Origin of the sequence: Actinosynnema pretiosum (assembly GCF_024171695.1) — a bacterium.
GTDB lineage: Bacteria > Actinomycetota > Actinomycetes > Mycobacteriales > Pseudonocardiaceae > Actinosynnema > Actinosynnema pretiosum.
Map to the genome: position 1 here is coordinate 23,443 of NZ_JAMTCF010000027.1, position 25,763 is coordinate 49,205.

Here is a 25,763-nt window from a genome sequence, read left to right on the forward strand (position 1 = left end):
GCGCGGGCGCCGCCCGAGGCGCGGGAGCGCCAGTCGGGCCCGGACCGCGAGCACGACGCTACTACTCGGTAGCCCCCGCCTTGCGCCGGGCGAAGTAGCGGTCACCGGCGCGCTGGAGCTCCAGCGGCTGGTCGAAGGTCTTCGCCAGGTTGTCCTCGGTGAGCACGTCCTCCAGCAGGCCCTGCGCGACGATGCCGCCCTCGCGCAGCAGCAGCGCGTGCGTGAAGCCCGGCGGGATCTCCTCGACGTGGTGCGTGACCAGCACCATCGCGGGCGCGTCCGGGTCCAGCGCCAGCTCGGACAGCCGGGCGACCAGGTCCTCGCGGGCGCCGAGGTCGAGACCCGAGGCGGGCTCGTCCAGCAGCAGCAGCTCCGGGTCGGTCATCAGCGCCCTGGCGATCAGCACGCGCTTGCGCTCGCCGTCGGACAGGGTGCCGAACTCGCGATCGGACAGGTGCTCGACGCCCAGGGTGCCGAGCAGCTCGCGGGCCCGCCCGGTGTCCAGCCGGTCGTAGTGCTCGCGCCAGCGGCCCATGATCGCGTACCCGGCGCTGACCACCACGTCGACGGCCTTCTCGTCGCGCGGGATGCGCCCCATCAGCGCGTTCGTGCACAGGCCGATGCGGGTGCGCAGCTCGAACACGTCGGTGCGCCCGATCCGCTCGCCCAGCACGCTCAGCTCGCCCTCGCTGGGGTGCACCTCGGCGCTGGCCAGCCGGAGCAGGGTGGTCTTGCCCGCCCCGTTCGGGCCGAGCACCACCCAGCGCTCGTCCAGCTCGACGCCCCACTCGACGCCGCCGACCAGAGTGGCCTGCCCGCGCCGGACCGACACGCCCCGCATGTCGATGACCAGATCCTCGTTCTCCACGCCGCCCCGCCTCGCCAGACACCAACGCCACCCCCATTCTCGTGGAAAGCGGGCCGCGCGCCGAACAGCGGGGGGAGCCCATCCGGGTGGCGGTGACCGGGATCACCGGCGAAGTGGCTGATCGTGCCCGCGCGAGCGCGTTCCGCCGCCGTTCCGGGCCAGCCGAAACGATCAAATCCTGCGACCATCGACGCATGGCTGCCGAACCCATCGTGCTCGCGGGCCGCCCGTTCCCCCTGGGGGCCCACCCGGAGGCGGGCGGGGTCCGCTTCGCCGTGTCCGCGCCCCCGGCTCACGCCGTCGAGGTGTGCCTGGTCGACGACGACGGGTCCGAGCGCAGGGTGGAGCTGACCGAGCGGACGTTCGGCGTCTGGCACGGCCTGATCCCCGGCGTCACCCCCGGCCAGCGCTACGGCTACCGGGTGCACGGCCCGTACGACCCGTCCAGGGGCCTGCGCTGCAACCCGGCCAAGCTGCTCGTGGACCCGTACGCGCGGCGGATCACCGGCAAGGTGACCGACCTGGACGCGGTGCTCGGCTACGCGGGCGACCCGATGCTCGGGGCGCCGTCCGCGGTGGACTCGCTGGGGTCCGCGCCGCTGTCCGTGGTGGCCTCGCCCGGCGGGCCGGACACCGGGCCGAAGCCGGAGGTGCCGTTCGAGGAGGCGGTGCTGTACGAGCTGCACGTGCGCGGGTTCACGAAGCTGCACCCGGACGTCCCGCCGAAGCTGCGCGGCACCTACCTGGGGCTCGCCCACCCGGCGGCCGTGGAGCACCTGGTGCGGCTGGGCGTGACGTCGGTGGAGCTGCTGCCGGTGCACGCGTTCATCGACGAGCAGGGCCTCACCCGAGCGGGCAGGCGCAACTACTGGGGGTACACGCCGCTGTCGTACTTCGCGCCGCACCCGGACTACGCGTCGGTGCCCGGCGAGGAGGTCGAGGAGTTCCGCACGATGGTCGCGGCGCTGCACGCGGTCGGCATCGAAGTGATCATGGACGTGGTGTTCAACCACACCTGCGAGGGCGGCCCGGACGGCCCGACGCTGTCCTACCGGGGGTTCGACGCGCCCGGCTACTACCTGCACACCGACGGCGGCAGCACGCTCGACATCACCGGCTGCGGCAACACCCTGGAGGCCGGGTCGCCGCAGGTGGTGCGGATGGTCACCGACTCGCTGCGGTACTGGACCACCGAGATGGGCGTGGACGGGTTCCGGTTCGACCTGGCGTCCACGCTCGGCAGGCCCGGCGGCGGCTGGTTCGACCGGTCGTCGGCGATGCTGACCGCGATCACCTCGGACCCGGTGCTGTCGACCTGCAAGCTGATCGCCGAGCCGTGGGACGCCACCGGCGACGGCTACCGGGTGGGCGACTTCGGCGTGCAGTGGGCGGAGTGGAACGGGCGGTACCGGGACACCGTGCGGGACTTCTGGCGCGGGTCGACCGGGGTGCGCGACCTGGCCTACCGGCTGTCCGGGTCCTCCGACCTGTACGCGGACGACCTGCGGCGGCCCTGGCAGTCGATCAACTTCGTCACCGCGCACGACGGGTTCACCCTGCGCGACCTGGTCTCGTACAACCACAAGCACAACGAGGCCAACGGCGAGGACAACCGGGACGGCACCGACGACAACCGGTCCTGGAACTGCGGCGTCGAGGGCGAGACCGACAACCCGGCGGTGCTCGCGCTGCGGGCGCGGCAGGCCAGGAACCTGCTGGCGGTGCTGCTGCTGTCCACCGGCACGCCGATGCTCACGGCGGGCGACGAGCTGTGGCGCACGCAGGGCGGGAACAACAACGCCTACTGCCTGGACGACGAGACGTCCTGGGTGGACTGGGCGCCGACGCCCGAGGGCGACGCGATGACGGCGTTCACCCGGCGGGTGATCTCGCTGCGGGCGGACAGCCCGGCGCTGCGGCAGCCGGAGTTCTTCGAGGGGCGGCGGCACGGCGAGCCGGACCTGGTGTGGTTCAGGGCCGACGGCGAGGAGATGGCGGAGACGGACTGGTTCGACGAGGGCAGGCGGTTCCTGGGGATGTGGATCGACGGGTCGACGAGCCTGTCGCGGACCAGGGACGGCGAGCTGGTGTCGGACGACTCGTGGCTGCTGCTGGTGAACGCGGCGGCGGACGCGGTGGACGTGCGGCTGCCATCGGCGGAGTACGGGACGCGGTACGAGCCCGCGCTGGACTCCAGCACGCCGGACGGGGCGCCGCAGGCGGGCGGGGAGGCGTTGAAGGCGGGGGCGTCGATGTCGCTGATGGGGCGGTCGCTGGTGCTCTTGCGGGTGCCGGAGTAGCGGGTCGGTCCGGGGGGGCGCCGGGGTGGCGCGGGGCCGGTCCGGTACCGCCGGGCGCCGTCTCGCGGGGCGGGGCGGCGGGCCCAGCGGGTGCGGCCGGACGCCGGACCACGGACGGCGGTACCTCGGCGGCGGAGGTTTTCCTGACTGGTGGGAGCAGCCGCGTGGAACGCCGCGACGTGCGACGATGCGTTCGTGGCCCTGTTCTGGAGCGACCGCACGGTCGACCTGCTGCTGGTCGCCTCCTGCGGCTGTAGCGGGACGCGACGCGCTCCCGGCCGCTGAGCGATCGGCTCGCCGCCACCCGCCCCCGCGCTGCGCCGCAGCGGGTCCCAGCGTCGCGTCTCCCCCACGTCAGCACCCCCGAACGTGGCACCCAGGAGCCGTCATGCCCACGACCCGGATCCGCCCCGCCCGTCCTGTCGGCGAGGCCGCCGCCGACCTGCACCCCCGCTTCGACGCGGACGCCCTGCGCGCCCTGCTGCACCCCGACCGCGACCTGTGGACCCCGACGCAGCTGCGCGAGCTGACCACCTCCGTGGCGGCGGGCTTCCGCGCCGAGCTGGCCGACCTGGTCCGGTACACCCGCCCGCAGCGCTGGTGGGCGCGGCTCGGCCTGACCGAGGGCGTCGAGCTGTGGCTGCTGTCCTGGGCGCCCGGCCAGGGCACCGAGCCGCACGACCACGGCGGCGCGGCGGGCTCGTTCACCGTGCTGGCGGGCGAGCTGCACGAGGACTTCCGGCACCCCGGCGGCCAGGTGGGCACCGCGACCCGCCGGGCGGGCGCCGCGCTCGGCTTCGGCGCGGGCCGGGCGCACCAGGTGCGGAACACGTCGGAGGCGAACGCGGCGAGCGTGCACGCGTACTCGCCCCCGCTGGTGCCGACCCGCGACTACCGGAGCCTGTGGGACATCCCGACCACCATCCCGCCCCTGCCCGCGCACCGGCTCCCGCTGGACCGGCTGCGCGAGCTGGCCGACCTGGAGGGCCCGTGACCGAGGGAGAACCGCGCGCCGCGCGTGCGGAGAGCGCACGTGTGGAGGGCGCAGGGGTGGAGGGCGCAGGGGTGGAGGGCGCAGGGGTGGAGGGCGCCGAGCCGGGCGGAGTCGGTCCGGGTGGAGTGGGACCGGGCGGCGCGAGCGCGCTGGACGGGCGGTTGGCACGGGCTCGGGAGGGCCTGGACCGCCTGTCCCCGCAGCGCCTGCACGAGCTGCTGGGGGACGCCCCCGGTGACGCGACCGGGTCCGGTGACGCGACCGCCCCCGGTGACGCCTCCGGGTCAGGTCGCGCCGACGTGCTGGTGGTCGACATCCGCCCCGAGCACAACCGGGCCGCCGAGGGCGAGATCCCCGGTTCGGTCCCGGTGGAGCGGATCGTGCTGGAGTGGCGGCTGGACCCGTTCGGCGAGTTCCGGCTGCCCGGCTTCACCGCCGCGACCCGCGTGGTCGTCGTCTGCAACGAGGGCTACGCCTCCTCGCTGGCCGCCCGCGACCTGCGCGAGCTGGGCCTGCCGCTGGCCACCGACCTGGCGGGCGGCTTCCGGGGCTACGCGGCGGCCGGTCTGCCGGTGCGACCGGGCCCCACCGACCCGGTCCGCTGACCGCACCCGCCCGATCGGACCGCCGGACCACCCGTTCGCCGCCGGTTCACCGCCCGCTGTCGAGCTACTCACACGTTCGGGTTACCGATGCCGCCGGGAGCGGGTAGCGTCCGCACACCGTGTGGAAGCTGCTGACCGCCCTGGTCCCCCTGACGCTCCTGCTCTGGGGCCTGTCCGGCTACCCCCTGGCCCTGCTGGGCGCGGTGCTGGGCGTGCTCGCCTGCCTGGGGCTCATCGCGCTGGGGCAGGTGATCGGCGCGGCGCTGCTGTCCGTCCGGGTGTCCCAGCTGACCATCGGCGTCGGCTCCGAGGTGAGGACCTGGAGCGGCGCGGGCCGCCGGGTGGTGCTGCGCAGCATCCCGGTGCTGTTCACCGTCATCCTGACCTCGGTGAAGTCCCCCGTCCGCCCGCGCCTGTGGGGCACCGCCCTCACCGCCGTCCTGCTCACCGCAGCCGCCGTCGTCGCGGCCTGGTTCGCCGCCTCGAACCCGCTGGCGCGCGGGTTCGCCGTCGCGGGCACGGCGGTGCTGGTCAACGCGCTCGTCCCGCGCCGGGGCGCGGGACTGACCTCGATGGGGTGGTTCCTGTTCGCCCTGCCGAGGCTGTCCGGAAGGCCGCTGGCCGAGCTGGAGGCCACCCCGGCGGTCAACCGGGCGGTCGTCGCGCTGGAGTCCGGCGACCTGGACGAGGCCGAGCGCATCGCCGACGAGCTGGTGGCCGCGCACCCGGACCTGCTGGTCGCGATCGGCTCGAAGACCGGCGTGCTCACCCTGCGCGGCAAGCACGCGGAGGCGTTGAAGCTGGTCAGCGCCCTGGTGGGCCGCCAGGACCTGAACCAGCGCGACATGGCGTTCCTGATGGCCGAGATGGCGAGCACCACGGCGAACGCCGTCGAGGCGGGCGTGCTGCCCGCCGAGGTCGGCCTCGGCGCGGCGCAGCGGGCGCTCGACGGCGCGATCCAGCTGGGCTACCCGTCGTACCGGTGCAGCGGCATCGTCGCCCAGCTGTCCCTGATCGCGGGGGACACCGAGAACGCCCTGCTGATGGCCCGCCAGGCCGCCGAGCTGAGCGAGAGCTCGCTGTCCCGCGCCGACGCGCTCGCCTCGGTGGCGAGGGCGCACATGGCGGCGGGCGACAACGCCGCGGCCCGCGAGGCGCTCGCCGAGGCCGAGCAGCTGGCGGGCTGGTCGCCGAGGGTCGCCGAGACCTCGGCCCGGCTGAACATCGCCTGACCGGCACCGGCGCCCACAACCGCGACCGGCACCGGCACCGCCCCACCGCCCGCACAACGGCGAACGGGCGCCCGACCCCGAGGTCGGACGCCCGCCCGTCACCCCAAGACGACTACCCAGCCAGCACCACGCGCCCCAGCTCGGCCCGCGAGGCCAGCAGGTCGTGCCTGGGCAGCACCCGCACCGTGTACCCGACCCCGCCCGCGTGCGGCAGGGACAGGTCGACCTCGTACTCCTCGCCGCCCGCGTGCCGCATCGGCGTGGACACCGCGTCGACCAGCTCGTCGCCGTCGCCGACCCGCCCCAGCACCGCCTGCACGTCCACCTCGCCCGGCTCCAGCCCGGCCAGGTCCACCCGCGCCCGCACCGAGACCGGCGCGCCCAGCACCGGGGTGCCCTCGCCCAGCCGGATCTCCGAGTCGAGCACCCGCACCCGCGCCCACGACGCCCGCAGCCGCTGCCGGTACGCCGACAGCTCCTTCGCGCCCCGGTACCCGTCGCCGACCACGGCCTCGGCCGACCCGGCGGCGGGCGCGTACAGCTCCTCCACGTACTCCCGCACCATCCGGGACGCCTGCACCGACGGCCCGAGCGAGGCCAGGGTGTGCCTGACCATCGCCAGCCACCCGCGCGGCACCCCGTCGGACCGGTCGTAGAACAGCGGCGCGACCTGGTTGCCCAGCAGCTCGTAGAGCGCCGTCGCCTCCAGGTCGTCGCGCCTGGTCGGGTCGCCGACGCCGTCCGCCGTGGGGATGGCCCAGCCGTTGGACCCGTCGTACAGCTCGTCCCACCAGCCGTCGCGGATCGACAGGTTCAGGCCGCCGTTGAGCGCCGACTTCATGCCGGACGTGCCGCACGCCTCCAGCGGGCGCATCGGGTTGTTCAGCCAGACGTCGCAACCCCAGTAGAGGAACCGGGCCATCGACATGTCGTAGTCCGGCAGGAACACGATGCGGTGGCGCACGCCCGCGTCGTCGGCGAACCGCACGATCTGCTGGATGAGCGCCTTGCCGCCGTCGTCGGCCGGGTGCGACTTGCCCGCCACGACCAGCTGCACCGGCCGCTCCGGGTGCAGCAGCATCGAGCGCAAACGTTCGGGGTCGCGCAGCATGAGGGTGAGCCGCTTGTAGGTGGGCACCCGCCGGGCGAAGCCGACGGTGAGCACGTCCGGGTCGAACACGTCGTCGGTCCAGCCCAGCTCCAGCGCGGACGCCCCGCGCTGCAACCACGACGCCCTGGTGCGCCGCCGCACCTCGTCGACCAGCTTGCCGCGCAGGTGCCCGCGCAGCTCCCACAGCTCCTCGTCGGAGATCTCCGCGCCCTCGACCACGGCGCTCATCCGGGCGTCCGCCCAGGTGGGGCCGTGCACGCCGTTGGTGACCGAGCCGATCGGCACCTCGGCGGTGTCGAAGCCCGGCCACAGGCCGCGGAACATGTCCCGGCTGACCGTGCCGTGCAGCTTGGACACGCCGTTGGCGCGCTGCGCCAGCCGCAGCCCCATGTGGGCCATGTTGAACAGGCCGGGGTTCTCCTCGGCGCCCAGCGCGAGGACCCGCTGGGTGCTCACGCCCGGCAGCAGCTCCTCGTCGCCGAAGTAGTGCTGCACGAGGTCGACCGGGAACCGGTCGATGCCCGCCGGGACGGGGGTGTGCGTGGTGAAGACGGTGCCCGCGCGGACGGCGGCGAGGGCCTGGTCGAAGTCCAGCCCGTCGCCGGTGACCAGCTCGCGGACGCGCTCGAGGCCCAGGAACCCGGCGTGGCCCTCGTTGGTGTGGAACACCTCGGGGCGGGGGTGGTCGGTGGCCTCGCAGAAGGCCCGCACGGCGCGCACGCCGCCGATGCCCGCGAGGATCTCCTGGCGGATGCGGTGGTCCTGGTCGCCGCCGTAGAGGCGGTCGGTGACGCCGCGCAGGTCCTCGTCGTTGTCCTCGACGTCGGAGTCGAGCAGCAGCAGCGGCACCCGGCCGACCTGCGCCTTCCACACCTTGGCGCGCAGCACCCGGCCGCCGGGCATGGTCACGTGGACCAGCACGGGGGCGCCGGAGCGCTCGGTGACCAGCTCCAGCGGCAGGGCGCGCGGGTCGAGCACCGGGTAGTGCTCGACCTGCCAGCCGTCGAGGGACAGCGACTGCCGGAAGTACCCGGAGTGGTAGAGCAGGCCGACCGCGATGAGCGGGACGCCCAGGTCGGAGGCCGCCTTGAGGTGGTCGCCCGCCAGCACGCCGAGGCCGCCGGAGTAGTTGGGCAGCGCCTCGGTGACGCCGAACTCCATGGAGAAGTAGGCGATCGCGGACGGCAGCGGGGCCTGGCCGTTCCCGGCGGCGCGCTGCTCGGCGCGCCGCCGCTGGAACCAGCGGTCGTCGGTCAGGTAGCGGTCGAGGTCACCGGCGGCGGCGCGCAGGCGACCGAGGAACTCCTCGTCCCTGCTCAGCGATTCCAGCCGATCGGGCGATGCCGTCGACAGGACGCGCAGCGGGTCCCCACTCTCGGACCAGAGCACCGGGTCGATCGAGGCGAGGAGGTCCTGCGTGGGCTGGTGCCAGGTCCAGCGCAGGTTGGTGGCGAGGGTGCCGAGTGCCGCCAGCGGCTCGGGGAGGCTGGCTCGGACGGTGAACCGGCGTAGTGCTCGCATGGCGTCGGACCTTATCCCCCATCCAGCGGTGTCGGGCAATGGTCACCCGAACCGATGCAGTGAACGATCCAGCGCTACCAGCGGTAACGCCTCCCGGTCCAGCTTTCCGCAAACCGGCGGTCACCGTCACCCCCGGAAGGGCTTTCGCCCGGACGGACCAGACCCTCCGGGTGGGTCGCGCTCCGCGAGCGCCGGGCGGGTCGACCCCCGCGCGGGGTCGGCCGTCCGGGTGGCGCGCGCACCCGGCGCGCCGGTCCGTCCCAAGAGGACGGTCACCCGGCCGCGCCCCGACCGCAGGAGGCTCCACAGTGGACTCGACGCCCCCGGCGCTCGACCGTCCGACCGAACGCCGCTCACCCGTCAGGGCGGACCTCGCGCGGGCTCGGCGCGCCGAGGAGGACGCCCGCCGGAGGCCCCGCCGCCGGAGCGCCCGCGCCGACGCCCCGGAAGCGCCAGGTGCGCGCGCCGGATCGCCAGCCCCCGCAACGCCCCCGCCCGCCGGGGGACCGTCACGCCGATCACCGCACCGGTGCGGTGATCGCCCCGCCTCCACTGTGGACCGGGCGACGCGCCGATGAAGGAAACCGTTCACCCCGCCGTGATCCGGCGGCCACCCGGAACAGCGAGACTGAGGCGCGGATCACGAGATGCACCCGATCGCCGAGTGTGTGATCGATCCGCACCGGGTAGTAATGCACAGGAGTCCCGCCGATGAGCGCCTCGTTCGAGGAGTGCAGACTTGGCGGGGCTCGGGCAAGACGGGCAACACGGGCACGGGCAAGACCGAAGAACCACACCAACTGAGCCGCAGCGCGGGGTCGCGGTGCTGCGGTTCGTGGTCCCGCGCTGCGGCGCAGCGCGGGGGCGCGTCACATCCAGGCGAGAGGGGCGCTGCCGATGAGCGGACGACTCGGTGTCGACGACGTCTCCCCAGCGGTGAGCTGCGGGCGCTACCCGGCGAAGGCCGTGGTCGGCGAGCACGTCCCGGTCCGCGCCACGGTGTGGCGCGAGGGCCACGACGCCGTGGCGGCCACCGTCGTGTGGCGCGGTCCCGAGGACCGCGTCGCCAGACAGACCAGGATGTCCCCGGAGGGGATCGGGCTGGACCGCTGGGCCGCCGTGATCGCCCCCGACACCACCGGCGCCTGGACCTTCCGCGTCGACGCCTGGAGCGACCCGTGGTCGACCTGGCTGCACGCGGTGGAGGTCAAGGTCGCCGCCGGGCAGGGCCCCGACGAGCTGGCGAACGACCTGGAGACCGGCGCGCGGCTGCTCGACCGGGTCTCCCGCAGGCCGGACCGGCGCCGCGAGAAGCCGCTGCTGGCCAACGCCGCCGCCGCGCTGCGCGACGAGGGCCGCCCGCTCACCGAGCGCGTCGCGCCGGCACTGGCGGGGGACGTCCGGCGGGTGATGCACGAGCACCCGGTGCGGGAGCTGGTCACCAAGGGCAAGCAGCACCGGGTGTGGGTGGACCGGGAGCGGGCCGCGTTCGGCTCCTGGTACGAGTTCTTCCCGCGCTCCACCGGCGGCGTCGACGAGTCCGGCGTCCCCGTGCACGGCACGTTCGTGACCGCCGCGCGCGAGCTGGACCGGGTGGCCGCGATGGGCTTCGACGTGGTGTACCTGCCTCCGATCCACCCGATCGGCCGGGTCAACCGCAAGGGCCCCAACAACGCGCTGACCGCCACCGAGGACGACTGCGGCTCGCCGTGGGCGATCGGCTCGGACGAGGGCGGGCACGACGCGATCCACCCCGAGCTGGGCACCGAGGACGACTTCAAGGCGTTCGTGGCGCGCGCCGCCGAGCTGGACATGGAGGTCGCGCTCGACCTCGCGCTCCAGGCCGCGCCCGACCACCCGTGGGTGCTCAAGCACCCGGAGTGGTTCACCACCCGGCCGGACGGCACGATCGCCTACGCCGAGAACCCGCCGAAGAAGTACCAGGACATCTACCCGGTCAACTTCGACAACGACCCGCAGGGCATCTACAACGAGGTGCTCAGGGTCGTGCTGCACTGGGTCGGCCTGGGGGTGAAGGTGTTCCGGGTCGACAACCCGCACACCAAGCCGCCGGACTTCTGGGCGTGGCTGATCTGGACCGTGAAGGACCGGCACCCGGACGTGCTGTTCCTGGCCGAGGCGTTCACCCGCCCGGCGCGGCTCTACGGGCTGGCCAAGCTCGGGTTCACCCAGTCGTACACCTACTTCACCTGGCGCACCTCGAAGGACGAGCTGACCGAGTTCGCGCTGGACCACCTCGCGCACTGGGACGAGGCCAGGCCGAACCTGTTCGTCAACACGCCGGACATCCTGCACGAGTCGCTCCAGCACGGCGGGCCCGCCACGTTCGCGCTGCGCGCGGCGCTGGCGGCCACGCTGTCGCCCACCTGGGGCGTGTACTCCGGCTACGAGCTGTTCGAGCACCAGGCGCTCAAGCCGGGCAGCGAGGAGTACCTGAACACGGAGAAGTTCCAGCTCCGGCCGCGCGACTACGCGGCGGCGGTGGCCGAGGGCCGGTCGCTGGAACCGTGGCTGCGCAAGCTGAACGGCATCAGGCGGGCGCACCCGGCGCTGCGCCAGATGCGGACGCTGCGGTTCCACGAGGTCGACAACCCGGCCCTGATCGCCTACTCCAAGCAGGACCCGGCCACCGGTGACACGATCGTCGTGGTGGTCAGCCTGGACCCGAACGGGGCCCAGGAGGGGACCATCCGGCTCGACCTGCCCGCTCTCGGCATCGACTGGCACGAGCGCCTCATCGCGCACGACGAGGTCACCGGCGAGACGTGGGACTGGGGTCAGGCCAACTACGTGAAGCTCGAACCCTGGCGGGCGACGGCGCACATCGTCGCCGTGCAGCGCAGGTTCGCGGGCTAGCGATCACCGGTTAGCGCAGTACCCCCCGCGTCGCGCGGAACGCGGGGGGCGGTCGAGCGTACCCCCGATGAGGTGGGACGAGGTGGAGCATCATGCACGACGAGGAACCCCGACCCGACGCGGCACTCGGTCTGGACGGCATCCCGCACACCGGTGAGGCCATCGGTGCCGACGGCCTGCTGGTCGAACCCCAGGCCGAGGACTTCAAATCGGCCAGGGAGGTGCCGCGCGACCAGGCCTGGTACAAGGGCGCGGTGTTCTACGAGGTGCTGGTGCGCGCCTTCTCCGACTCGAACGGGGACGGCACCGGCGACCTGAGGGGTCTGGCCTCGCGGCTGGACTACCTGGAGTGGCTCGGCGTCGACTGCCTCTGGCTGCCGCCGTTCTACGCCTCGCCGCTGCGCGACGGCGGCTACGACATCAGCGACTTCCGGGCGGTGCTGCCGGAGTTCGGCACCGTCGACGACTTCGTGTACCTGCTGGACGAGGCGCACCGCAGGGGCATCCGGGTGATCACCGACCTGGTGCTCAACCACACCTCGGACGCGCACCCGTGGTTCCAGCAGTCGCGCGCCGAGCCGGACGGCCCGTACGGCGAGTACTACGTGTGGAGCGACGACGACTCGCGCTACGCGGACGCGCGCGTCATCTTCGTGGACACCGAGTCCTCGAACTGGACCTACGACCCGGTGCGCGGCCAGTTCTTCTGGCACCGGTTCTTCTCGCACCAGCCGGACCTCAACTTCGAGAACCCGGACGTGCAGGAGGCGATGCTCGACATCCTGCGGTTCTGGCTGGACCTGGGCATCGACGGGTTCCGCCTGGACGCCGTGCCCTACCTGTTCGAGCAGGAGGGCACGAACTGCGAGAACCTGCCGCGCACGCACGACTTCCTCAAGCGCTGCCGCAAGGTCGTCGACGACGAGTACCCCGGCCGGGTGCTGCTGGCCGAGGCGAACCAGTGGCCCGCGGACGTGGTGGAGTACTTCGGCGACCCCGAGGTGGGCGGCGACGAGTGCCACATGGCGTTCCACTTCCCGCTGATGCCGCGCATCTTCATGGCGGTGCGCCGCGAGTCCCGCTTCCCGATCTCGGAGATCCTGGCCCAGACGCCGAGCATCCCGGACGGCTCCCAGTGGGGCATCTTCCTGCGCAACCACGACGAGCTGACCTTGGAGATGGTCACCGACGAGGAGCGCGACTACATGTACGCGGAGTACGCCAAGGATCCGCGGATGAAGGCGAACATCGGCATCCGCCGCAGGCTGGCGCCGCTGCTGGAGAACGACCGGAACCAGCAGGAGCTGTTCACGGCGATGCTGCTGTCGCTGCCGGGCTCGCCGGTGCTGTACTACGGCGACGAGATCGGCATGGGCGACAACATCTGGCTGGGCGACCGCGACGGCGTGCGCACCCCGATGCAGTGGACGCCCGACAGGAACGCCGGCTTCTCCGGCTGCGACCCCGGCCGGCTGTACCTGCCGGTGATCATGGACCCGGTGTACGGCTACCAGGCGCTCAACGTCGAGGCGCAGCTGAACAACCAGTCCTCGCTGCTGAACTGGACCCGGCGGATGATCGAGATCCGCAAGCAGCACCACGCCTTCGCGGAGGGCGACTTCGACGACCTGGGCGGCTCGAACCCGAGCGTGCTGGCCTACCGGCGGCGCTGGGCGCGGCCGGACGGCCAGGAGGACATCGTGCTGTGCGTGAACAACCTGTCCCGGTTCCCCCAGCCGGTGGAGCTGGACCTGGGCGAGCACCGGGGGCTGCGGCCGGTCGAGCTGACCGGCGGGGTGCGGTTCCCGCAGATCGGCGAGCTGTCCTACCTGCTCACCCTGCCGGGGCACGGCTTCTACTGGTTCCAGCTCGTGGCTGCGGGCGACGACGGCGAAAGCAGCAGGTGACGCGACGTGACGCAACCGCAGGAGCTGGTGGACAAGGTGGTCGCCGAGCTGACCGGCTGGCTGCCCGCGCAGCGCTGGTTCGGCGGCAAGGACCGCCCGGTGGACGCGGTGCGCCCGCTGCGCAGCACCGTGCTCTCCCAGGACCCGCTGCTGGTGCACCTGGTCGTGGAGGTCGAGCAGGCCGACCGGCTGGACCCGTACCAGCTGGTGGTGAGCGACCGGCTGGAGGGCTTCGAGGCCACCGGTGACGCCGAGCTGACCGGGCTGCTGCTGGACGGGATCGCGCGCGGCGACACCGTCGAGGGCCTGGAGTTCCGGACCGAGCCGGGCGTCGAGGTGCCGGAGGGGCTGCGCGGCAGGCCGATCACCTCGGAGCAGTCGAACACCTCGGTGGTGTTCGGCAGCCAGTGCATCCTCAAGCTGTTCCGCAAGCTCACCCTGGGCGAGAACCCGGACCTGGTGCTCCAGCGGGCGCTGCACGAGGTGGGCTGCGAGCACATCGCCCGGCCGCTCGGGTCGATCAGCGGCGAGGTGAAGGGCGAGCGCACCACGTTCGGGATGCTCCAGCAGTTCCTCCCGGACGCGGTGGACGGCTGGGCCATGGCCACCACGAGCGTGCGCGACCTGATGGCCGAGGGGGACCTGCACCCGAACGAGGTGGGCGGGGACTTCGCGGGCGAGGCGAGCAGGCTGGGCGCGGCCGTGGCGCGGGTGCACGCGGACCTGGAGCGCGCGCTGGGCGCCCAGGTCGCGGACGCCGACGACATCGAGCGCTCGGTGCGGGCCATGCACGCCAGGCTGGACCTGGTGCTGGGCTCGGTGCCGGAGCTGGAGCAGTACGCGCCGTCCCTGCGCGAGGCGTTCGACCAGGCGCGGGACACCCCCGGCGCGATCGCGATCCAGCACATCCACGGTGACCTGCACCTCGGTCAGGTGCTGCGGACCGTGCACGGCTGGCTGGTCATCGACTTCGAGGGCGAGCCGGGCGCGCCGCTGGCGGAGCGGACCGCGCTGCGCTCGCCGCTGCGGGACGTGGCGGGGATGCTGAGGTCGTTCGACTACGCGGCGCACCAGCTGCTGGTCGGGCAGCCGGAGGACGAGCAGCTGACCAGGCGCGCGCTGGAGTGGTCGCGGCGCAACCGGGCCGCGTTCACCGAGGGCTACGCGGAGGCCTCGGCGGCGGCCGTGGGCGACCCGCGCGAGCGCGGCCCGCTGCTGCGGGCGTTCGAGCTGGACAAGGCGGTCTACGAGGTCGCCTACGAGCATGCCAACCGACCGGAGTGGTTGACGGTTCCGCTGTCGTCGATCGCCCGGATCACCGGAGAAGGAGCGTGAGCGGGACGTGAGTGCGATCCAGCCCGAGGACGTCGACCGGCTGCTGGCGGGGTCGCACCACGACCCCCACTCGGTGCTGGGGGTGCACGGCGTCGGTGGCGGCGCGGTCGCCCGCGCGCTGCGGCCGGGTGCGAGCGCGGTGTCGGTGCTGGTCGGGGACAAGAGGTTCGAGCTGGACCGGGTCGCCGACGGGCTGTTCGCGGGCGAGCTGCCCGAGCACCCCGGCGGCGACTACCGCCTGGAGGTGGACTACCGGGGGCACGTCGTCGAGGTGGACGACCCGTACCGGTGGCTGCCGACCGTGGGCGAGCTTGACCTGCACCTGATCGCCGAGGGCCGCCACGAGCGGCTGTGGGACGTGCTCGGCGCGCACCCGCGCAGCTACGACACCCCGCTGGGCGTGGTGCGGGGCGTGTCGTTCGCGGTGTGGGCGCCGACCGCGCGCGGCGTGCGGGTGTGCGGCGACTTCGACGGCTGGGACGGCCGCGCGAACCCGCTGCGCTCGCTGGGCTCCACCGGCGTCTGGGAGGTGTTCGTCCCGAACCTGCCGGTGGGCTCGCGGTACAAGTTCCGCATCCTGGGCGCGGACGGGGTCTGGCACGAGAAGGCCGACCCGATGGCGTTCGCGACCGAGACCCCGCCGCAGACCGCGTCGGTGGTGACCGAGTCGCTGCACGCGTGGAACGACGGCGAGTGGGAGGCCAGGCGCGACGCCACCCAGTGGGTGAACGCGCCGATGAGCGTCTACGAGGTGCACCTCGGGTCGTGGAAGCCGGAGAAGGACGGGCGCAGGCTCGGCTACCGGGAGCTGGCGGAGGAGCTGGCGGACTACGTGACCGAGGCGGGCTTCACGCACGTGGAGCTGCTGCCGGTGGCCGAGCACCCGTTCGGCGGGTCGTGGGGCTACCAGGTCACCTCGTACTACGCGCCCACCTCGCGGTTCGGCTCGCCGGACGACTTCAAGCACTTCGTGGACGTGCTGCACCAGCGCGGCATCGGCGTGATCGTGGACTGGGTGCCCGCGCACTTCCCGAAGGACGCGTGGGCGCTGGCGAAGTTCGACGGCACCCCGCTGTACGAGCACGCCGACCCCAGGCGCGGCGAGCAGCCCGACTGGGGCACGCTCGTGTTCGACTTCGGCCGCAACGAGGTGCGCAACTTCCTGGTCGCGAACGCGCTGTACTGGATCGAGGAGTTCCACGTCGACGGGCTGCGGGTCGACGCGGTGGCCTCGATGCTGTACCTGGACTACTCGCGCGAGGACGGCAAGTGGCTGCCGAACGAGTTCGGCGGCCGGGAGAACCTGGACGCGGTGCGGTTCCTGCAGGAGCTGAACGCGACGGTGTACCGGCGGCACCCCGGCGTGGTGATGATCGCCGAGGAGTCCACGGCGTGGCCGGGCGTGTCGCGGCCGACGCACCTGGGCGGGCTGGGCTTCGGGTTCAAGTGGAACATGGGGTGGATGCACGACACCCTGCACTACCTGTCGCGCGAGCCGATCCACCGCTCGTTCCACCACAACGAGATCACCTTCTCGCTGGTGTACGCGTGGAGCGAGAACTTCGTGCTGCCGCTCTCGCACGACGAGGTGGTGCACGGGAAGGGCTCGCTGTGGCAGCGGATGCCCGGCGACGACTGGAACAAGGCGGCGGGGCTGCGCACCCTGCTGGCGTTCATGTGGGCGCACCCCGGCAAGCAGCTGCTGTTCATGGGCGGCGAGTTCGGGCAGCCCGCGGAGTGGTCCGAGTCGAGGTCGCTGGACTGGCACCTGCTGGAGCAGCCGCTGCACGCGGGCGTGCGCAGGCTGGTGTCGGACGTGAACCGGGTGTACCGGGCCTCGCCCGCCCTGTACAGCGCCGACTCCAAGCCCGAGGGCTTCTCGTGGATCGACGCGAACGACTCGGGCGGGAACGTGCTGAGCTTCCTGCGGATCGGCGAGGACGGGTCGCTGCTGGCGTGCGTGGCGAACTTCTCCGGGCAGCCGCACCACGACTACCGGGTCGGCCTTCCGGTGCCCGGCCGGTGGCGCGAGGTGCTGAACACGGACTCCGCGCACTACGGCGGTTCCGGGGTGGGCAACCTGGGCGGTGTGGAGGCGGACGGGCGGCCGTGGCACGGGCGCCCGACGTCGGCGCTGCTCCAGCTGCCGCCGAACGGGGTGCTGTGGCTGGCGCCGGAGGACGGGCCCGAGGAGGTCGCGGCCGAGGCGGCGGAGGCGGTGCTGGCGGACGGGGCCGAGGGCGGCGTGGTGCTGGAGGCGGTGCTGGACGAGCTGCCCGAGGTGGAGGTCGTGCCGCCCGCCGAGGTCGTGCCCGCCGAGGTGGCGCCCGCCGAGCCCGCGCCCGTCACGCCCGTCGAGCCCGCGCCCGCCGAGGTGACGCCCGCGACGGCGCCGCCGGTGAAGGCCGGGACCACCGGGCTGGAGCCCTCGGGCGGCGAGCCCGCGAAGGCCTGAGGCGCGCGGACCGACCGGAACGGCCGGGGGGCGGACGCCGCCTCCCGGCCGTTCCGCGTTCCCGGACTTCCCGGTCCGCTCCCCCGGAGGGTCCGAACGGGGCACAATGTGCCCATGCTGCGCTCATCCGGTCGGCTGGTGGAAGTGGCCGCGCTGATCACCCTGGTGGCCCTGGTGAGCGGCTGCACGCAGCCCGTGCCGGGACGGCCGGTCGCGGGCGAGGGGGTCACCAGGGGCACGGTCGACACCTCGTTCATCCGGGGCGCCGACGGCAGCCCCATCGACCAGCTCGCCGCCGCCGCGATCACCGACGTCGAGGAGTTCTGGAAGACCGCCTTCCCGGAGACCTTCGGCGAGGACTGGAAGGAGCTGTCCGGCGGGTACTACTCGGTGGACACCAGCAGCCAGTCCGCCAAGCCGCCGCCGTGCACCGAGAAGGCGCTCGACGTGGAGGGCAACGCGTTCTACTGCCCGAGCGCCGACGCGATCGCCTGGGACCGGGCCGCGCTGCTGCCGGTGCTCCAGGACAGCTTCGGCGACTCGGCCGTGGTGATCGTGCTCGCCCACGAGATGGGCCACGCCGTGCAGCGGCGCATGGGCATCACGCAGGAGCTGGAGCGCAGGCAGCCGGAGAAGTACCCGACCATCCTCACCGAGGCGATGGCCGACTGCTACGCGGGCAACTTCCTCAAGTGGGTCAACGACGGCAAGGCCGAGCACCTGTCGATCGGGACCGAGTCGCTGGACTCGGCGCTCGGCGCGCTGATCACCTTCCGCGACCCGGTGGGCACCTCCGCCGCCGACCGCTCGGCGCACGGCAACGCGTTCGACCGGGTGTCCGCGTTCCAGGACGGCTACCAGCAGGGAACGAAGTTCTGCGCGGCCATGACCGTGGACAACCGGCCGTTCACCCAGCAGTCGTTCACCACCGCCGCCGACCAGAGCCGGGGCGGGAACCTGCCGTTCGCGGACATGCTCGACAGCGTCCTGCCCGACCTGACCGCCTACTACCAGGCCGTGGTGCAGCAGGCGGGCGGGCGGTGGACCGCGCCGAAGATCACCACGGTCGAGCAGGAGCCGGACTGCGCCGGTGACCAGGGGCCGATCGCGTTCTGCCCGGCCGACGCCGCCGTCGAGATCGACGTGAACGCCGAGCTGCCCAAGCTGCACGCCAGGATCGGCGACTACGCCACCGGCGTGCTGCTGGCCAGCCGGTACGGGCTGGCCGCGCTGGCGGCCACCGGCAAGCCTGTTGAGGGCGACGGGGCGGCGGAGAGCGCGCTGTGCCTGGCGGGCGCCTACACCCGCGAGGTGTTCAGCAGGCAGCAGGGCTTCGGGCTCTCCCCCGGCGACCTGGACGAGGCCGTGCAGGTGCTGCTGGCCCACGACTACGCGGGCCGCGACGCGGAGGGCGGGTCGGCGGTGGGGCCGGGGTTCAAGCGGGTCGAGGTGTTCCGGACCGGGGTGCTCGAAGGGCTCCCCCGGTGCGGGCTCGCCTGACGGGCTCAGACGAGCAGCGCGCGGATCACGGCCTTGAGGCGCGCGGCGGCGGTGTCCGCGCGCAGCGCCTCGGTGGACGCGAGCAGGAACCCCCTCGGCGCGTGCCGCCACAGGTCGCCCGCGACCGGGAGCTCCACGATCCGCAGGTCGAACAGCGGGGCCTCGCCGCCCCGCTCGGCGGTGAGCTCGTCCACGGCCTGCCACGCGGGCAGGGCGGAGCGGGTGCAGCGCAGCCCCGCCGCCTCCTCGTCCAGCCGCCTGGCCCGCGACCACCGGGCGGACGCCGACCGCAACCGGTCCTCGTGCGCGGCCAGCCCGGCCGGGAACCCGCGCCACCCGTCGCCGGGGCGGTCCCGCGCGGGCTCGCGCGGGAACAGGTCGACCCACCAGTCCTCCCAGTCGGCGGTGACCCGGAGCAGGTCCAGCTCGGCGGTGGGCAGCAGGTCCGCGTCGGGCAGGGGCCGGTCCAGCGGCGGCACGGCGGGCGCGAGCACCTGCTCCAGCCCGAGCGCGGCGCGGACGTGCAGGGCGAACCCGACCTCCCCGCTGGTGTCGAGCGCGACCCGCCAGCTGGGCCTCCCGGCGAACCTCATGGTCGGACGCTATCCAGGACCTCACACCCCTGGGTGAATGATCACCCTGTTGGGCGCGAAGCGATGGGCGACCCCGGCGGGGGTCCGGCACGCGCTGTGTCGCAGGACACCGCGCTCCTGACTCCCGCCCGGACCGGACTGGGGGCGAAGTAGGGTGCGCGGAGCGGGGCCGGTGGCCCGGTTGTCAGGTTGGCGCGGATCTGGACGGGGCTTGGGCATCATGGCTCGACGGACGGGCAAGGGCGCGGCGCTCGTCGCGGTGCTGGCGGTGGCCGCGCTGCTCAGCGGCTGCACCGAGGTGGTGACGGGGCAGGGGCGGATGATGCCGCCCGACGCGTCGAAGGTGTCCGGTCTGGACATCACCACGGGGGAGAGCGGCCCCAAGCCGGGGGTGCCGGACGCGGACCTGCGGGTCGAGAACAGCGACGGCGGCGAGATGGACCGGCTGGCGATCAACGCGCTGGCCGACGTGGAGCAGTACTGGACCGAGCACCTGCCGAAGAGCTTCGGCGGGCGCGAGTTCCAGACCGTGAAGCGCCTGGTGTCCTACGACTCGACCGGTCGGGGCGTCGAGATCTGCCGGATCAACACGGCGGGCGTGCCCAACGCGTTCTACTGCTCGCTGGACGACAGCATCGCCTGGGACCGGGGCGACCTGCTGCCGATGCTGCACGAGGCGTTCGGGCCCATGGCCGTGGTGACCGTGCTCGCCCACGAGATGGGCCACGCGATCCAGTACAAGCTCGGCCCGGACGGCGGCATCACCCAGGCCACCAGCAGCATCGTCAAGGAGCAGCAGGCCGACTGCTACGCGGGCAACTTCTTCCGCTGGGTCGCCGAGGGCAAGTCCGAGCACTTCCGGATCTCCACCGGGCCCGGCCTGAACCAGGTGCTCCAGACGATGTTCTTCATCAAGGACGCGGCGGGCACCAGCGCCGAGAAGCGCGGCGCGCACGGCAGCGCGTTCGACCGGGTCACCGCGTTCCAGTTCGGCTTCGCGGGCGACCCGAAGCGGTGCTCGGAGATCGACGAGGCCGAGGTCCAGGAGCGGATCACCCAGCAGCGGTTCAGCTCGAAGGACACCGACTCCGGCATGGGCATGGGCAACCTGCGGGTCGACGAGCGGAAGGTCCTCGACAAGCTGGAGGCCAGCCTGCGCGACGCCTACAAGCAGAGCGGCGCCACCCCGCCCGCGCTCAAGGAGACCATGGTCGACTGCGCGGACGCGGAGGAGACGCTGCCCGCGTCGTACTGCCCGGCCACGAACGTGATCGCGGTGGACCTGGTGGAGCTGGTGAAGATCGGCACGCCGACCAAGCGCGGGCAGACCGGCGGCATCGGGGACTTCGCGGCGTTCGCCGAGATCGCGTCGCGGTACGCGCTGTCGATCCAGAAGGCCACCGGGTACGCGCTGGCCGGTCCCGCCGCCGGGCTGCGCACGGCTTGCCTGACCGGGTACTGGGCCGGGACGACGGACAAGGAGGGCGTGGAGCTGCGCCTGTCGTCGGGCGACCTGGACGAGGCGGTGGCGGAGCTGCTGGCCGAGGGGAGCCTGATCGCGGCGGACGTGAACGGCTCCTCGGTGCCGTCCGGGTTCGCGCGGGTGGAGGCGTTCCGCGACGGGTTCTTCGAGGGCTCCGGGCTGTGCACGCGGAAGTACGGGAGCTGAGGACGGCTCGACGCGCCGAGGGGCCGCCGGGAGATCCCGGCGGCCCCTCGGCGCTTTCCGGCTGCTAGTAGAGCGCGCTGGCGAGGTTGCGGCGGGCCTTGGCCACGTCCGGGTCGTCCGCCGGGAACAGCTCGAACAGGGCGATCAGGTGGTTGCGCACCTTGTCGCGGTCGTCGCCGAAGACCCGGCGGACGGTGTCCACGAGCCGCTTGAACGCCTGCTCGACCTCCTGGCTGACGATCTGCACGTCGGCGGCGGCGAGCTGCGCGTCCAGGTCGTCCGGGTTCGCGTCGGCGGTGGCCACCACGTTCGGGTCCAGGCTCTCGACCCGCGCGGTGAACCGGACCTGGGCGAGCGCCGCCTTGGCCTCGGCGTTGCCCGGCTCGGCGGACAGGACCGCCTCGTAGGCGGCCTCGGCTGCGGCGAAGTCGCCCTCCTCGAAGGCGGCCTCGGCCGCGGCGAAGCGCGGGTCCTCCGGCTCGGGCGCGGGCGCGCCGCCCCGGTTCGCCTCGGCCGCCGCGATGCCGGGGAGGCGGTCGCGGAGGGCGTCGAGCAGGCGGTCGATCCACTGGGCGATCTCGGCCTCGGGCAGCGGACCGGCGAACGCGTCGATCGGCTGGCCGCCCGCGACCGCGACGACCGTGGGAACCGACTGCACGCCGAACAGCTGGCCGATGCGCGGGCTGGCGTCCAGGTCGACCCTGGCGAGCAGCCAGGAGCCGCCGCCCGCCTCGGCCAGGCGCTCCAGCACCGGGGAGAGCTGCCCGGCCTCGGGGCTCCACGACGCGGTCAGCTCGACCACGACGGGGATCTCCAGGGAGCGCTCCACCACCGGTTGGAAGGTGGCCTCGGTGACGTCGACGACCCACTGGCTCGGTGCGCCGGAACCGGCTCCGGGGGCGGCGGACGCGCCGGGGGGCGGCGCCGCGGCGCGCTGCCGGGCCGCGTCGGCCCGCGCCTTGATCGCGCCGAGGTCGACCGCCCCGGACAGCGCGGCGGACAGTGCTGCGGTCTTGCGAGGGTCTGGCCTTGTCACGCTCCCATCCTGGCACGAGTCCTAGCCGGGGAGGTCGCGGACCGGGTCGATCGCCATCGGGTTGTCGCGCATCACCTCGTTGCGCGCCCCGATGGTCAGGGCGAGCGGGGTGAGCAAGTCGCTCAACCGGGTGGTCCCCGCGACGCCGAGCACCCGCCACGGCCGCTCGGCGACGGCGTCGGTGACCCGCTCGACCTGCTCCCGCAGGGCGATCCCGGCGGTGGTGAGCACGACCTGGCGCTCGGGGGTGGGGGGAGGCGGGGAGGCCGGGCGGTCGGCGGGGGTGGCGCGGCCGGTGCGGTCGACCTGCCAGGCGGGTTCGGGGTGGCCTGCGGGTTCGGCGGGGGTGGCGCGGCCTGCGGAGTCGACCTGCCAGGCCGGTTCGGCGGGGTCGGCACGTCCACCCAACCGGTTCGGGTCGCCCCCGCTGCCCGTCCCCCGCTCCCGGCTCTCCGCCTCGCCCTCCTGCTCCCCTGTCCCCTGCTCCCGGCTCCCCGCCTCGCCCTCCTGCTCCCCCGTCCCCCGCTCCCGCTCCTGCTCCCGCTCGGCCGGTTCGGCGGCGGGCCTGGCGTACCCGGTGACCGGTTCGGTCTCGGCGGGCTCGTGCTCCAGCAGGCCGCGCTCGGCCAGCCGCTCCTCGGCCTCGGCCCACTCCCGCGCCGACCAGCCGCGCGCCAGGCGCAGCCGGGTGGGGTCGAGGGCGCGGTCGGCGGCGAACAGCACCAGCGCCTCGCACGGGTCCAGGTCGGCCGCGACCAGCGCGGCCACGTGGCCGTCCCCCCTGGACTCGCGCAGCACCGCCGTCGCCTGCCACAGCGCGAGGTGCGCCTCCCGAGGCCTGCCGAGCGCCCGGTTCGCGGCGGCGAGCGGGCGCCCGGCGACCGGTGCGGCCTCGGCGGCGGCCCAGGCCAGGTCGGCGGCCTCGGCCAGGTGCCCGCTGGTGGCGAGGTCGCCGAGGTCGAGCGCCGCGCGCCCGCCGTCCAGGTCGGTGGGCGCGGGGTCGAGCAGCCTGCGCAGCGCCCCGTCGACCCCGCGCAGCCGGGCGGCGAGGAAGTCGGCGGGCGCGGCGTCGCGCCAAGCCGTCGGCACGGCCCTGGCGACCATGTCCGGGTGGAAGCTGTAGAAGGTCGCCGCGACCACCTCGGGCGGGGCCGCGCCGAGCGGCGCGGCCCGCATCCCGAAGTACCCGGTCCAGTGCCGCGCGCAGCCCAGCTCCTTCGCGGCGGCCTTGCTCTCGGGCGTGAAGTACGTGACCGCGTGGTACGGCTCGTACCTCAGCCATAACCGCCGGGCCGCTCCGCTCCCGCTCATCCCCGCTCCCCCTCGGACTCCGCCTCCGCGCCGCCTGCGGCGAGGTGCTGCTCGACCCGCGCCACCTTGGCCGCCATCTGCCCGGTGTGCCCCGGCCGGATGTCGGCCTTCAGCACCAGGCTGACCCTGGGCGCCCGCGCCCGCACGGCATCGGTGGCGCGCTTGACGACGTCCATCACCTCGTCCCACTCGCCCTCGACGAGCGTGAACATCGCGTTGGTCTCGTTGGGCAGCCCCGACTCGCGCACCACCCTGACCGCCTCGGCGACCGCTTCCGCGACGCTGTCCGACTCCCCGCCGAGCGGGCTGACGCTGAACGCGACGAGCACAACTGCCTCCTGAACGATTCGCGGTACCCACTGGTAGCTTCGGGTCATGACGCACCGGCCACTTCCCTTCGACCCCATCGCGCGCGCCGCCGAGCTGTGGGAGAAGCGGATCGGGCCGTCCCCGTCGATGGCGGCGGTGACGAGCGTCATGCGGGTACAGCAAATCATCCAGTCCGCCGTGGACGCCTCCCTCAAACCGCACAACCTGACCTTCGCCCGCTACGAGGCGCTGGTGCTGCTGACGTTCTCCAAGTCGGGCAGCGTGCCGATGCGCGTGATGGGCGAGCGCCTGCAACTGCACCCGACGAGCGTGACGAACATCGTGGACCGCCTGGAGGCCGACGGCCTGGTCCGCCGCACCCCGCACCCGACCGACCGGCGCACCACGCTGATCCAGCTCACCGAGGCCGGTCACGAGCGGCGCGAGGCGGCGACGAAGGCGGTGATCGACGTGAACTTCGGCATCCACGGGCTGACCGAGCGGCAGACCGAGCAGTTGACGGAGCTGCTGTCGAAGGTCAGGCGCGCGGCGGGGGACTTCGAGGACTGAGCGGCGGGGCGGTCGCCGGGTCCGCTCGCCCGTCCACCGCCGCCCGCCGCCCGTTCCCCCGATCGCCGTTCCCCCACCCGCGTTAATCTCTTCTCCGCCGCCCCGTCCGCTCCTACCTTGACCGTCATGCGCGAGGCGGTGGTGCTGGTCGAGCACGAGGGGCTGCACCTGGGTTCCCTGTCCTTCGAGGTCCCCTCCAGTCCGTGGTGGAACGACGTGGAGCCGGTCACCGCGCACCTGGACGCGGTGCTGGGCGTGACCTCGGCGGTGCTGCGGCTGGTGTCCGTCGCGGGTGGTGGCCGGACCAGGGACGGGCGGGTCACCTACCAGGTCGAGGTGGACCGGGTGCCCACGCGCGGGCTGCTGCTGCGCTCCCCCGACCCCGAGCTGCCCGACGACCCGCTGCGCCTGCCGTGGGCGCGCCCCGGTGGTCCGCGCGCGCTGCTGGACTGGGCGGACGGCGTGGTGACCAGGACCGGTCCGGCCGTGCAGGTGAAGACCTGGAACCTGTCGTGCGTGTACCGGCTGCCGACCGCGTCCGGTCCGGTGTGGGTGAAGGCCGCGCCGCCGTTCCTGGCGGACGAGGGCGCCGTGGTCGCGCTGGTCGCCGGGGTGGCGCCGGACCTGGTGCCGCGCGTGCTGGCGGCGGAGCCGGGTCGGGTGCTCAGCGCGGGCGCGGGCGGTCACGACTGCTGGGACGCCACGTCGGCCGACCTGCGGGCCGTGCTGCCGCGCTTCACCGCCGCGCAGGTCGCGCTGGCCGGGAGCCCCGCGCTGGCCGCGCTGCGCCGCCGCGACGCGGGGATGGGCTCGCACGGGTTGCCGGAAACCCTGCTGCACGGGGACTTCCACTGCGGGAACTGGCGCTCGTCCGGGGTGGTGCTGGACTGGACCGACGCGCACCGCGGCAACCCGGCGCTCGACGCGGCGCGGATGCTCGGCTCGTTGCCGGTGGGCCTGCGCGGGATCGCGGAGCGGGTGTGGGTCGAGGGGTGGCGGGAGGCGTTCCCCGGCAGCGACCCGGTGGCCGCGCTGGCCGAGGCGCGGTCGGTCGTGCACCTGGTGGCGGCCGAGGTGTACGGGGAGTTCCTGGCCGGGATCGAGCGGTCCGAGCGGGTGTACCACGAGGGCGACGTGGAGCGGGCCCTCTCGGACGCGGAGGCAGCGGCCGGGGCGGTGGCCCGAGCCGCTGCGGGTGACGCCGGTCAGGCGGCGGGGGCTCCGGAGTCCTGAGCGCTCGCGCTGTCGGCGGGCCGCTCGTCCAGCTTGCCGTTCTTCAGCGCCCAGCGCTCGAAGAGCACGGTGCCGAAGGGCGGGATGGAGGCCAGCATCGCGACCACGAGGGTGCCCTTGGACCAGCGGTCCGACATCATCAGGGTGACCAGCAGGTAGCCGACGAAGATCGCGCCGTGCACCGGCCCGAAGATCTTCACGCCGAGCTCGTTCTCGACCACGACGTACTTGAAGAACATGCCGAGCAGGAGCCCGGCCCAGGAGACGGCCTCGGCGAACGCGAGGAGGCGGAACCGACCGACGGGGCTGGAGAGCATGTCCCCATTGTCAGTTATGA

The 25,763-nt window shown here is 73.6% G+C and carries 20 protein-coding genes; 13 read left to right on the plus strand and 7 right to left on the minus strand.

Features of this window, described 5'->3' with window-relative positions; all coding sequences use genetic code 11:
• Positions 1 to 61 precede the first annotated feature (61 nt).
• Complete coding sequence (locus LV78_RS36815) at positions 62 to 841, minus strand: ABC transporter ATP-binding protein (RefSeq protein ID WP_253850904.1); 780 nt, start codon at positions 839 to 841, stop codon at positions 62 to 64.
• A 221-nt stretch (positions 842 to 1,062) separates the two neighbouring features.
• Here LV78_RS36815 and glgX point away from each other — a divergent pair, with 221 nt between their 5' ends.
• The 5 genes from glgX to LV78_RS36835 all read left to right on the plus strand — a co-directional run bounded on the left by glgX (position 1,063) and on the right by LV78_RS36835 (position 5,999).
• The gene (gene glgX, locus LV78_RS36820; RefSeq protein ID WP_253850779.1) at positions 1,063 to 3,168 is read left to right on the plus strand and encodes a glycogen debranching protein GlgX; all 2,106 of its coding nucleotides are present in this window, start codon (positions 1,063 to 1,065) and stop codon (positions 3,166 to 3,168) included.
• 150 nt (positions 3,169 to 3,318) lie between these two features.
• On the plus strand, positions 3,319 to 3,453 hold the full coding sequence (locus tag LV78_RS41325) for a hypothetical protein (RefSeq protein WP_301308070.1): 135 nt from the start codon (positions 3,319 to 3,321) through the stop codon (positions 3,451 to 3,453).
• A 103-nt stretch (positions 3,454 to 3,556) separates the two neighbouring features.
• The gene (locus LV78_RS36825; protein WP_253850780.1) at positions 3,557 to 4,162 is read left to right on the plus strand and encodes a cysteine dioxygenase; all 606 of its coding nucleotides are present in this window, start codon (positions 3,557 to 3,559) and stop codon (positions 4,160 to 4,162) included.
• Positions 4,163 to 4,287: 125 nt separating this feature from the next.
• Entirely contained in the window at positions 4,288 to 4,767 is a 480-nt protein-coding gene (locus tag LV78_RS36830) for a rhodanese-like domain-containing protein (RefSeq protein WP_253850905.1), read from the plus strand.
• Between the two features lie 119 nt (positions 4,768 to 4,886).
• Positions 4,887 to 5,999 (plus strand): hypothetical protein, encoded by a 1,113-nt coding sequence (locus tag LV78_RS36835; protein WP_253850782.1) that lies wholly within the window; start codon positions 4,887 to 4,889, stop codon positions 5,997 to 5,999.
• Between the two features lie 112 nt (positions 6,000 to 6,111).
• On the opposite strand, the gene glgP is transcribed toward LV78_RS36835, so the two are convergent.
• A complete protein-coding gene (glgP, locus tag LV78_RS36840) occupies positions 6,112 to 8,631 on the minus strand; it encodes an alpha-glucan family phosphorylase (RefSeq protein WP_253850784.1) in 2,520 nt (839 codons plus the stop codon).
• An 897-nt stretch (positions 8,632 to 9,528) separates the two neighbouring features.
• Here glgP and LV78_RS36845 point away from each other — a divergent pair.
• The 5 genes from LV78_RS36845 (at position 9,529) to LV78_RS36865 (ending at position 18,705) form a co-directional block, all read left to right on the plus strand.
• The gene (locus LV78_RS36845; protein WP_253850786.1) at positions 9,529 to 11,508 is read left to right on the plus strand and encodes a maltotransferase domain-containing protein; all 1,980 of its coding nucleotides are present in this window, start codon (positions 9,529 to 9,531) and stop codon (positions 11,506 to 11,508) included.
• A gap of 92 nt (positions 11,509 to 11,600) precedes the next feature.
• Positions 11,601 to 13,415, plus strand: a complete 1,815-nt coding sequence (treS, locus tag LV78_RS36850) for a maltose alpha-D-glucosyltransferase (RefSeq protein WP_015804765.1) — start codon at positions 11,601 to 11,603, stop codon at positions 13,413 to 13,415.
• 6 nt (positions 13,416 to 13,421) lie between these two features.
• Positions 13,422 to 14,750 (plus strand): maltokinase N-terminal cap-like domain-containing protein, encoded by a 1,329-nt coding sequence (locus LV78_RS36855; RefSeq protein WP_253850787.1) that lies wholly within the window; start codon positions 13,422 to 13,424, stop codon positions 14,748 to 14,750.
• A 7-nt stretch (positions 14,751 to 14,757) separates the two neighbouring features.
• Complete coding sequence (glgB, locus tag LV78_RS36860; RefSeq protein WP_253850790.1) at positions 14,758 to 17,205, plus strand: 1,4-alpha-glucan branching protein GlgB; 2,448 nt, start codon at positions 14,758 to 14,760, stop codon at positions 17,203 to 17,205.
• Positions 17,206 to 17,319: 114 nt separating this feature from the next.
• Positions 17,320 to 18,705, plus strand: a complete 1,386-nt coding sequence (locus tag LV78_RS36865) for a neutral zinc metallopeptidase (RefSeq protein WP_253850792.1) — start codon at positions 17,320 to 17,322, stop codon at positions 18,703 to 18,705.
• Positions 18,706 to 18,710: 5 nt separating this feature from the next.
• On the opposite strand, the gene LV78_RS36870 is transcribed toward LV78_RS36865, so the two are convergent.
• Positions 18,711 to 19,298 carry a hypothetical protein gene (locus LV78_RS36870; protein ID WP_253850794.1) on the minus strand — a complete coding sequence of 196 codons (588 nt, stop codon included), beginning with the start codon at positions 19,296 to 19,298 and terminating at the stop codon, positions 18,711 to 18,713.
• A gap of 181 nt (positions 19,299 to 19,479) precedes the next feature.
• On the opposite strand from LV78_RS36870, the gene LV78_RS36875 reads away from it, so the two are divergent.
• Complete coding sequence (locus tag LV78_RS36875) at positions 19,480 to 20,967, plus strand: neutral zinc metallopeptidase (RefSeq protein WP_301308079.1); 1,488 nt, start codon at positions 19,480 to 19,482, stop codon at positions 20,965 to 20,967.
• Between the two features lie 64 nt (positions 20,968 to 21,031).
• Here the strand turns inward: LV78_RS36875 and LV78_RS36880 are convergent, their stop codons facing one another.
• From LV78_RS36880 to LV78_RS36890, 3 genes are read right to left on the minus strand one after another with little or no spacing between them, the layout of a single operon-like run.
• Positions 21,032 to 22,003 (minus strand): tetratricopeptide repeat protein, encoded by a 972-nt coding sequence (locus LV78_RS36880; protein WP_253850797.1) that lies wholly within the window; start codon positions 22,001 to 22,003, stop codon positions 21,032 to 21,034.
• 21 nt (positions 22,004 to 22,024) lie between these two features.
• Positions 22,025 to 23,314: an SCO6745 family protein gene (locus LV78_RS36885; protein ID WP_253850799.1), complete on the minus strand. Its 1,290-nt coding sequence runs from the start codon at positions 23,312 to 23,314 to the stop codon at positions 22,025 to 22,027.
• Positions 23,311 to 23,643 (minus strand): MTH1187 family thiamine-binding protein, encoded by a 333-nt coding sequence (locus tag LV78_RS36890; RefSeq protein ID WP_253850801.1) that lies wholly within the window; start codon positions 23,641 to 23,643, stop codon positions 23,311 to 23,313. Before LV78_RS36890 ends, LV78_RS36885 begins: the two co-directional genes overlap by 4 nt.
• A gap of 46 nt (positions 23,644 to 23,689) precedes the next feature.
• On the opposite strand from LV78_RS36890, the gene LV78_RS36895 reads away from it, so the two are divergent.
• Both LV78_RS36895 and LV78_RS36900 read left to right on the plus strand, forming a co-directional pair.
• A complete protein-coding gene (locus LV78_RS36895) occupies positions 23,690 to 24,193 on the plus strand; it encodes a MarR family winged helix-turn-helix transcriptional regulator (RefSeq protein WP_096496732.1) in 504 nt (167 codons plus the stop codon).
• A gap of 126 nt (positions 24,194 to 24,319) precedes the next feature.
• A complete protein-coding gene (locus tag LV78_RS36900) occupies positions 24,320 to 25,426 on the plus strand; it encodes a phosphotransferase (RefSeq protein ID WP_253850803.1) in 1,107 nt (368 codons plus the stop codon).
• On the opposite strand, the gene LV78_RS36905 is transcribed toward LV78_RS36900, so the two are convergent.
• Positions 25,399 to 25,743: a DUF3817 domain-containing protein gene (locus LV78_RS36905; protein ID WP_253850805.1), complete on the minus strand. Its 345-nt coding sequence runs from the start codon at positions 25,741 to 25,743 to the stop codon at positions 25,399 to 25,401. The two genes, LV78_RS36900 and LV78_RS36905, sit on opposite strands and share 28 nt — an antisense overlap.
• Positions 25,744 to 25,763: the final 20 nt, after the last annotated feature.

Bases quoted from the DNA above. Each gene is read 5' to 3' on its own strand.
- LV78_RS36825 (WP_253850780.1), top strand. From the start codon at position 3,557: ATGCCCACGACCCGGATCCGCCCCGCCCGTCCTGTCGGCGAGGCCGCC.
- LV78_RS36815 (WP_253850904.1), bottom strand. From the start codon at position 841: ATGCGGGGCGTGTCGGTCCGGCGCGGGCAGGCCACTCTGGTCGGCGGC.
- treS (WP_015804765.1), top strand. From the start codon at position 11,601: ATGCACGACGAGGAACCCCGACCCGACGCGGCACTCGGTCTGGACGGC.
- LV78_RS36885 (WP_253850799.1), bottom strand. From the start codon at position 23,314: ATGAGCGGGAGCGGAGCGGCCCGGCGGTTATGGCTGAGGTACGAGCCG.
- glgP (WP_253850784.1), bottom strand. From the start codon at position 8,631: ATGCGAGCACTACGCCGGTTCACCGTCCGAGCCAGCCTCCCCGAGCCG.
- LV78_RS36870 (WP_253850794.1), bottom strand. From the start codon at position 19,298: ATGAGGTTCGCCGGGAGGCCCAGCTGGCGGGTCGCGCTCGACACCAGC.
- LV78_RS36865 (WP_253850792.1), top strand. From the start codon at position 17,320: ATGCTGCGCTCATCCGGTCGGCTGGTGGAAGTGGCCGCGCTGATCACC.
- LV78_RS36895 (WP_096496732.1), top strand. From the start codon at position 23,690: ATGACGCACCGGCCACTTCCCTTCGACCCCATCGCGCGCGCCGCCGAG.
- LV78_RS36900 (WP_253850803.1), top strand. From the start codon at position 24,320: ATGCGCGAGGCGGTGGTGCTGGTCGAGCACGAGGGGCTGCACCTGGGT.
- LV78_RS36845 (WP_253850786.1), top strand. From the start codon at position 9,529: ATGAGCGGACGACTCGGTGTCGACGACGTCTCCCCAGCGGTGAGCTGC.
- glgX (WP_253850779.1), top strand. From the start codon at position 1,063: ATGGCTGCCGAACCCATCGTGCTCGCGGGCCGCCCGTTCCCCCTGGGG.
- LV78_RS36905 (WP_253850805.1), bottom strand. From the start codon at position 25,743: ATGCTCTCCAGCCCCGTCGGTCGGTTCCGCCTCCTCGCGTTCGCCGAG.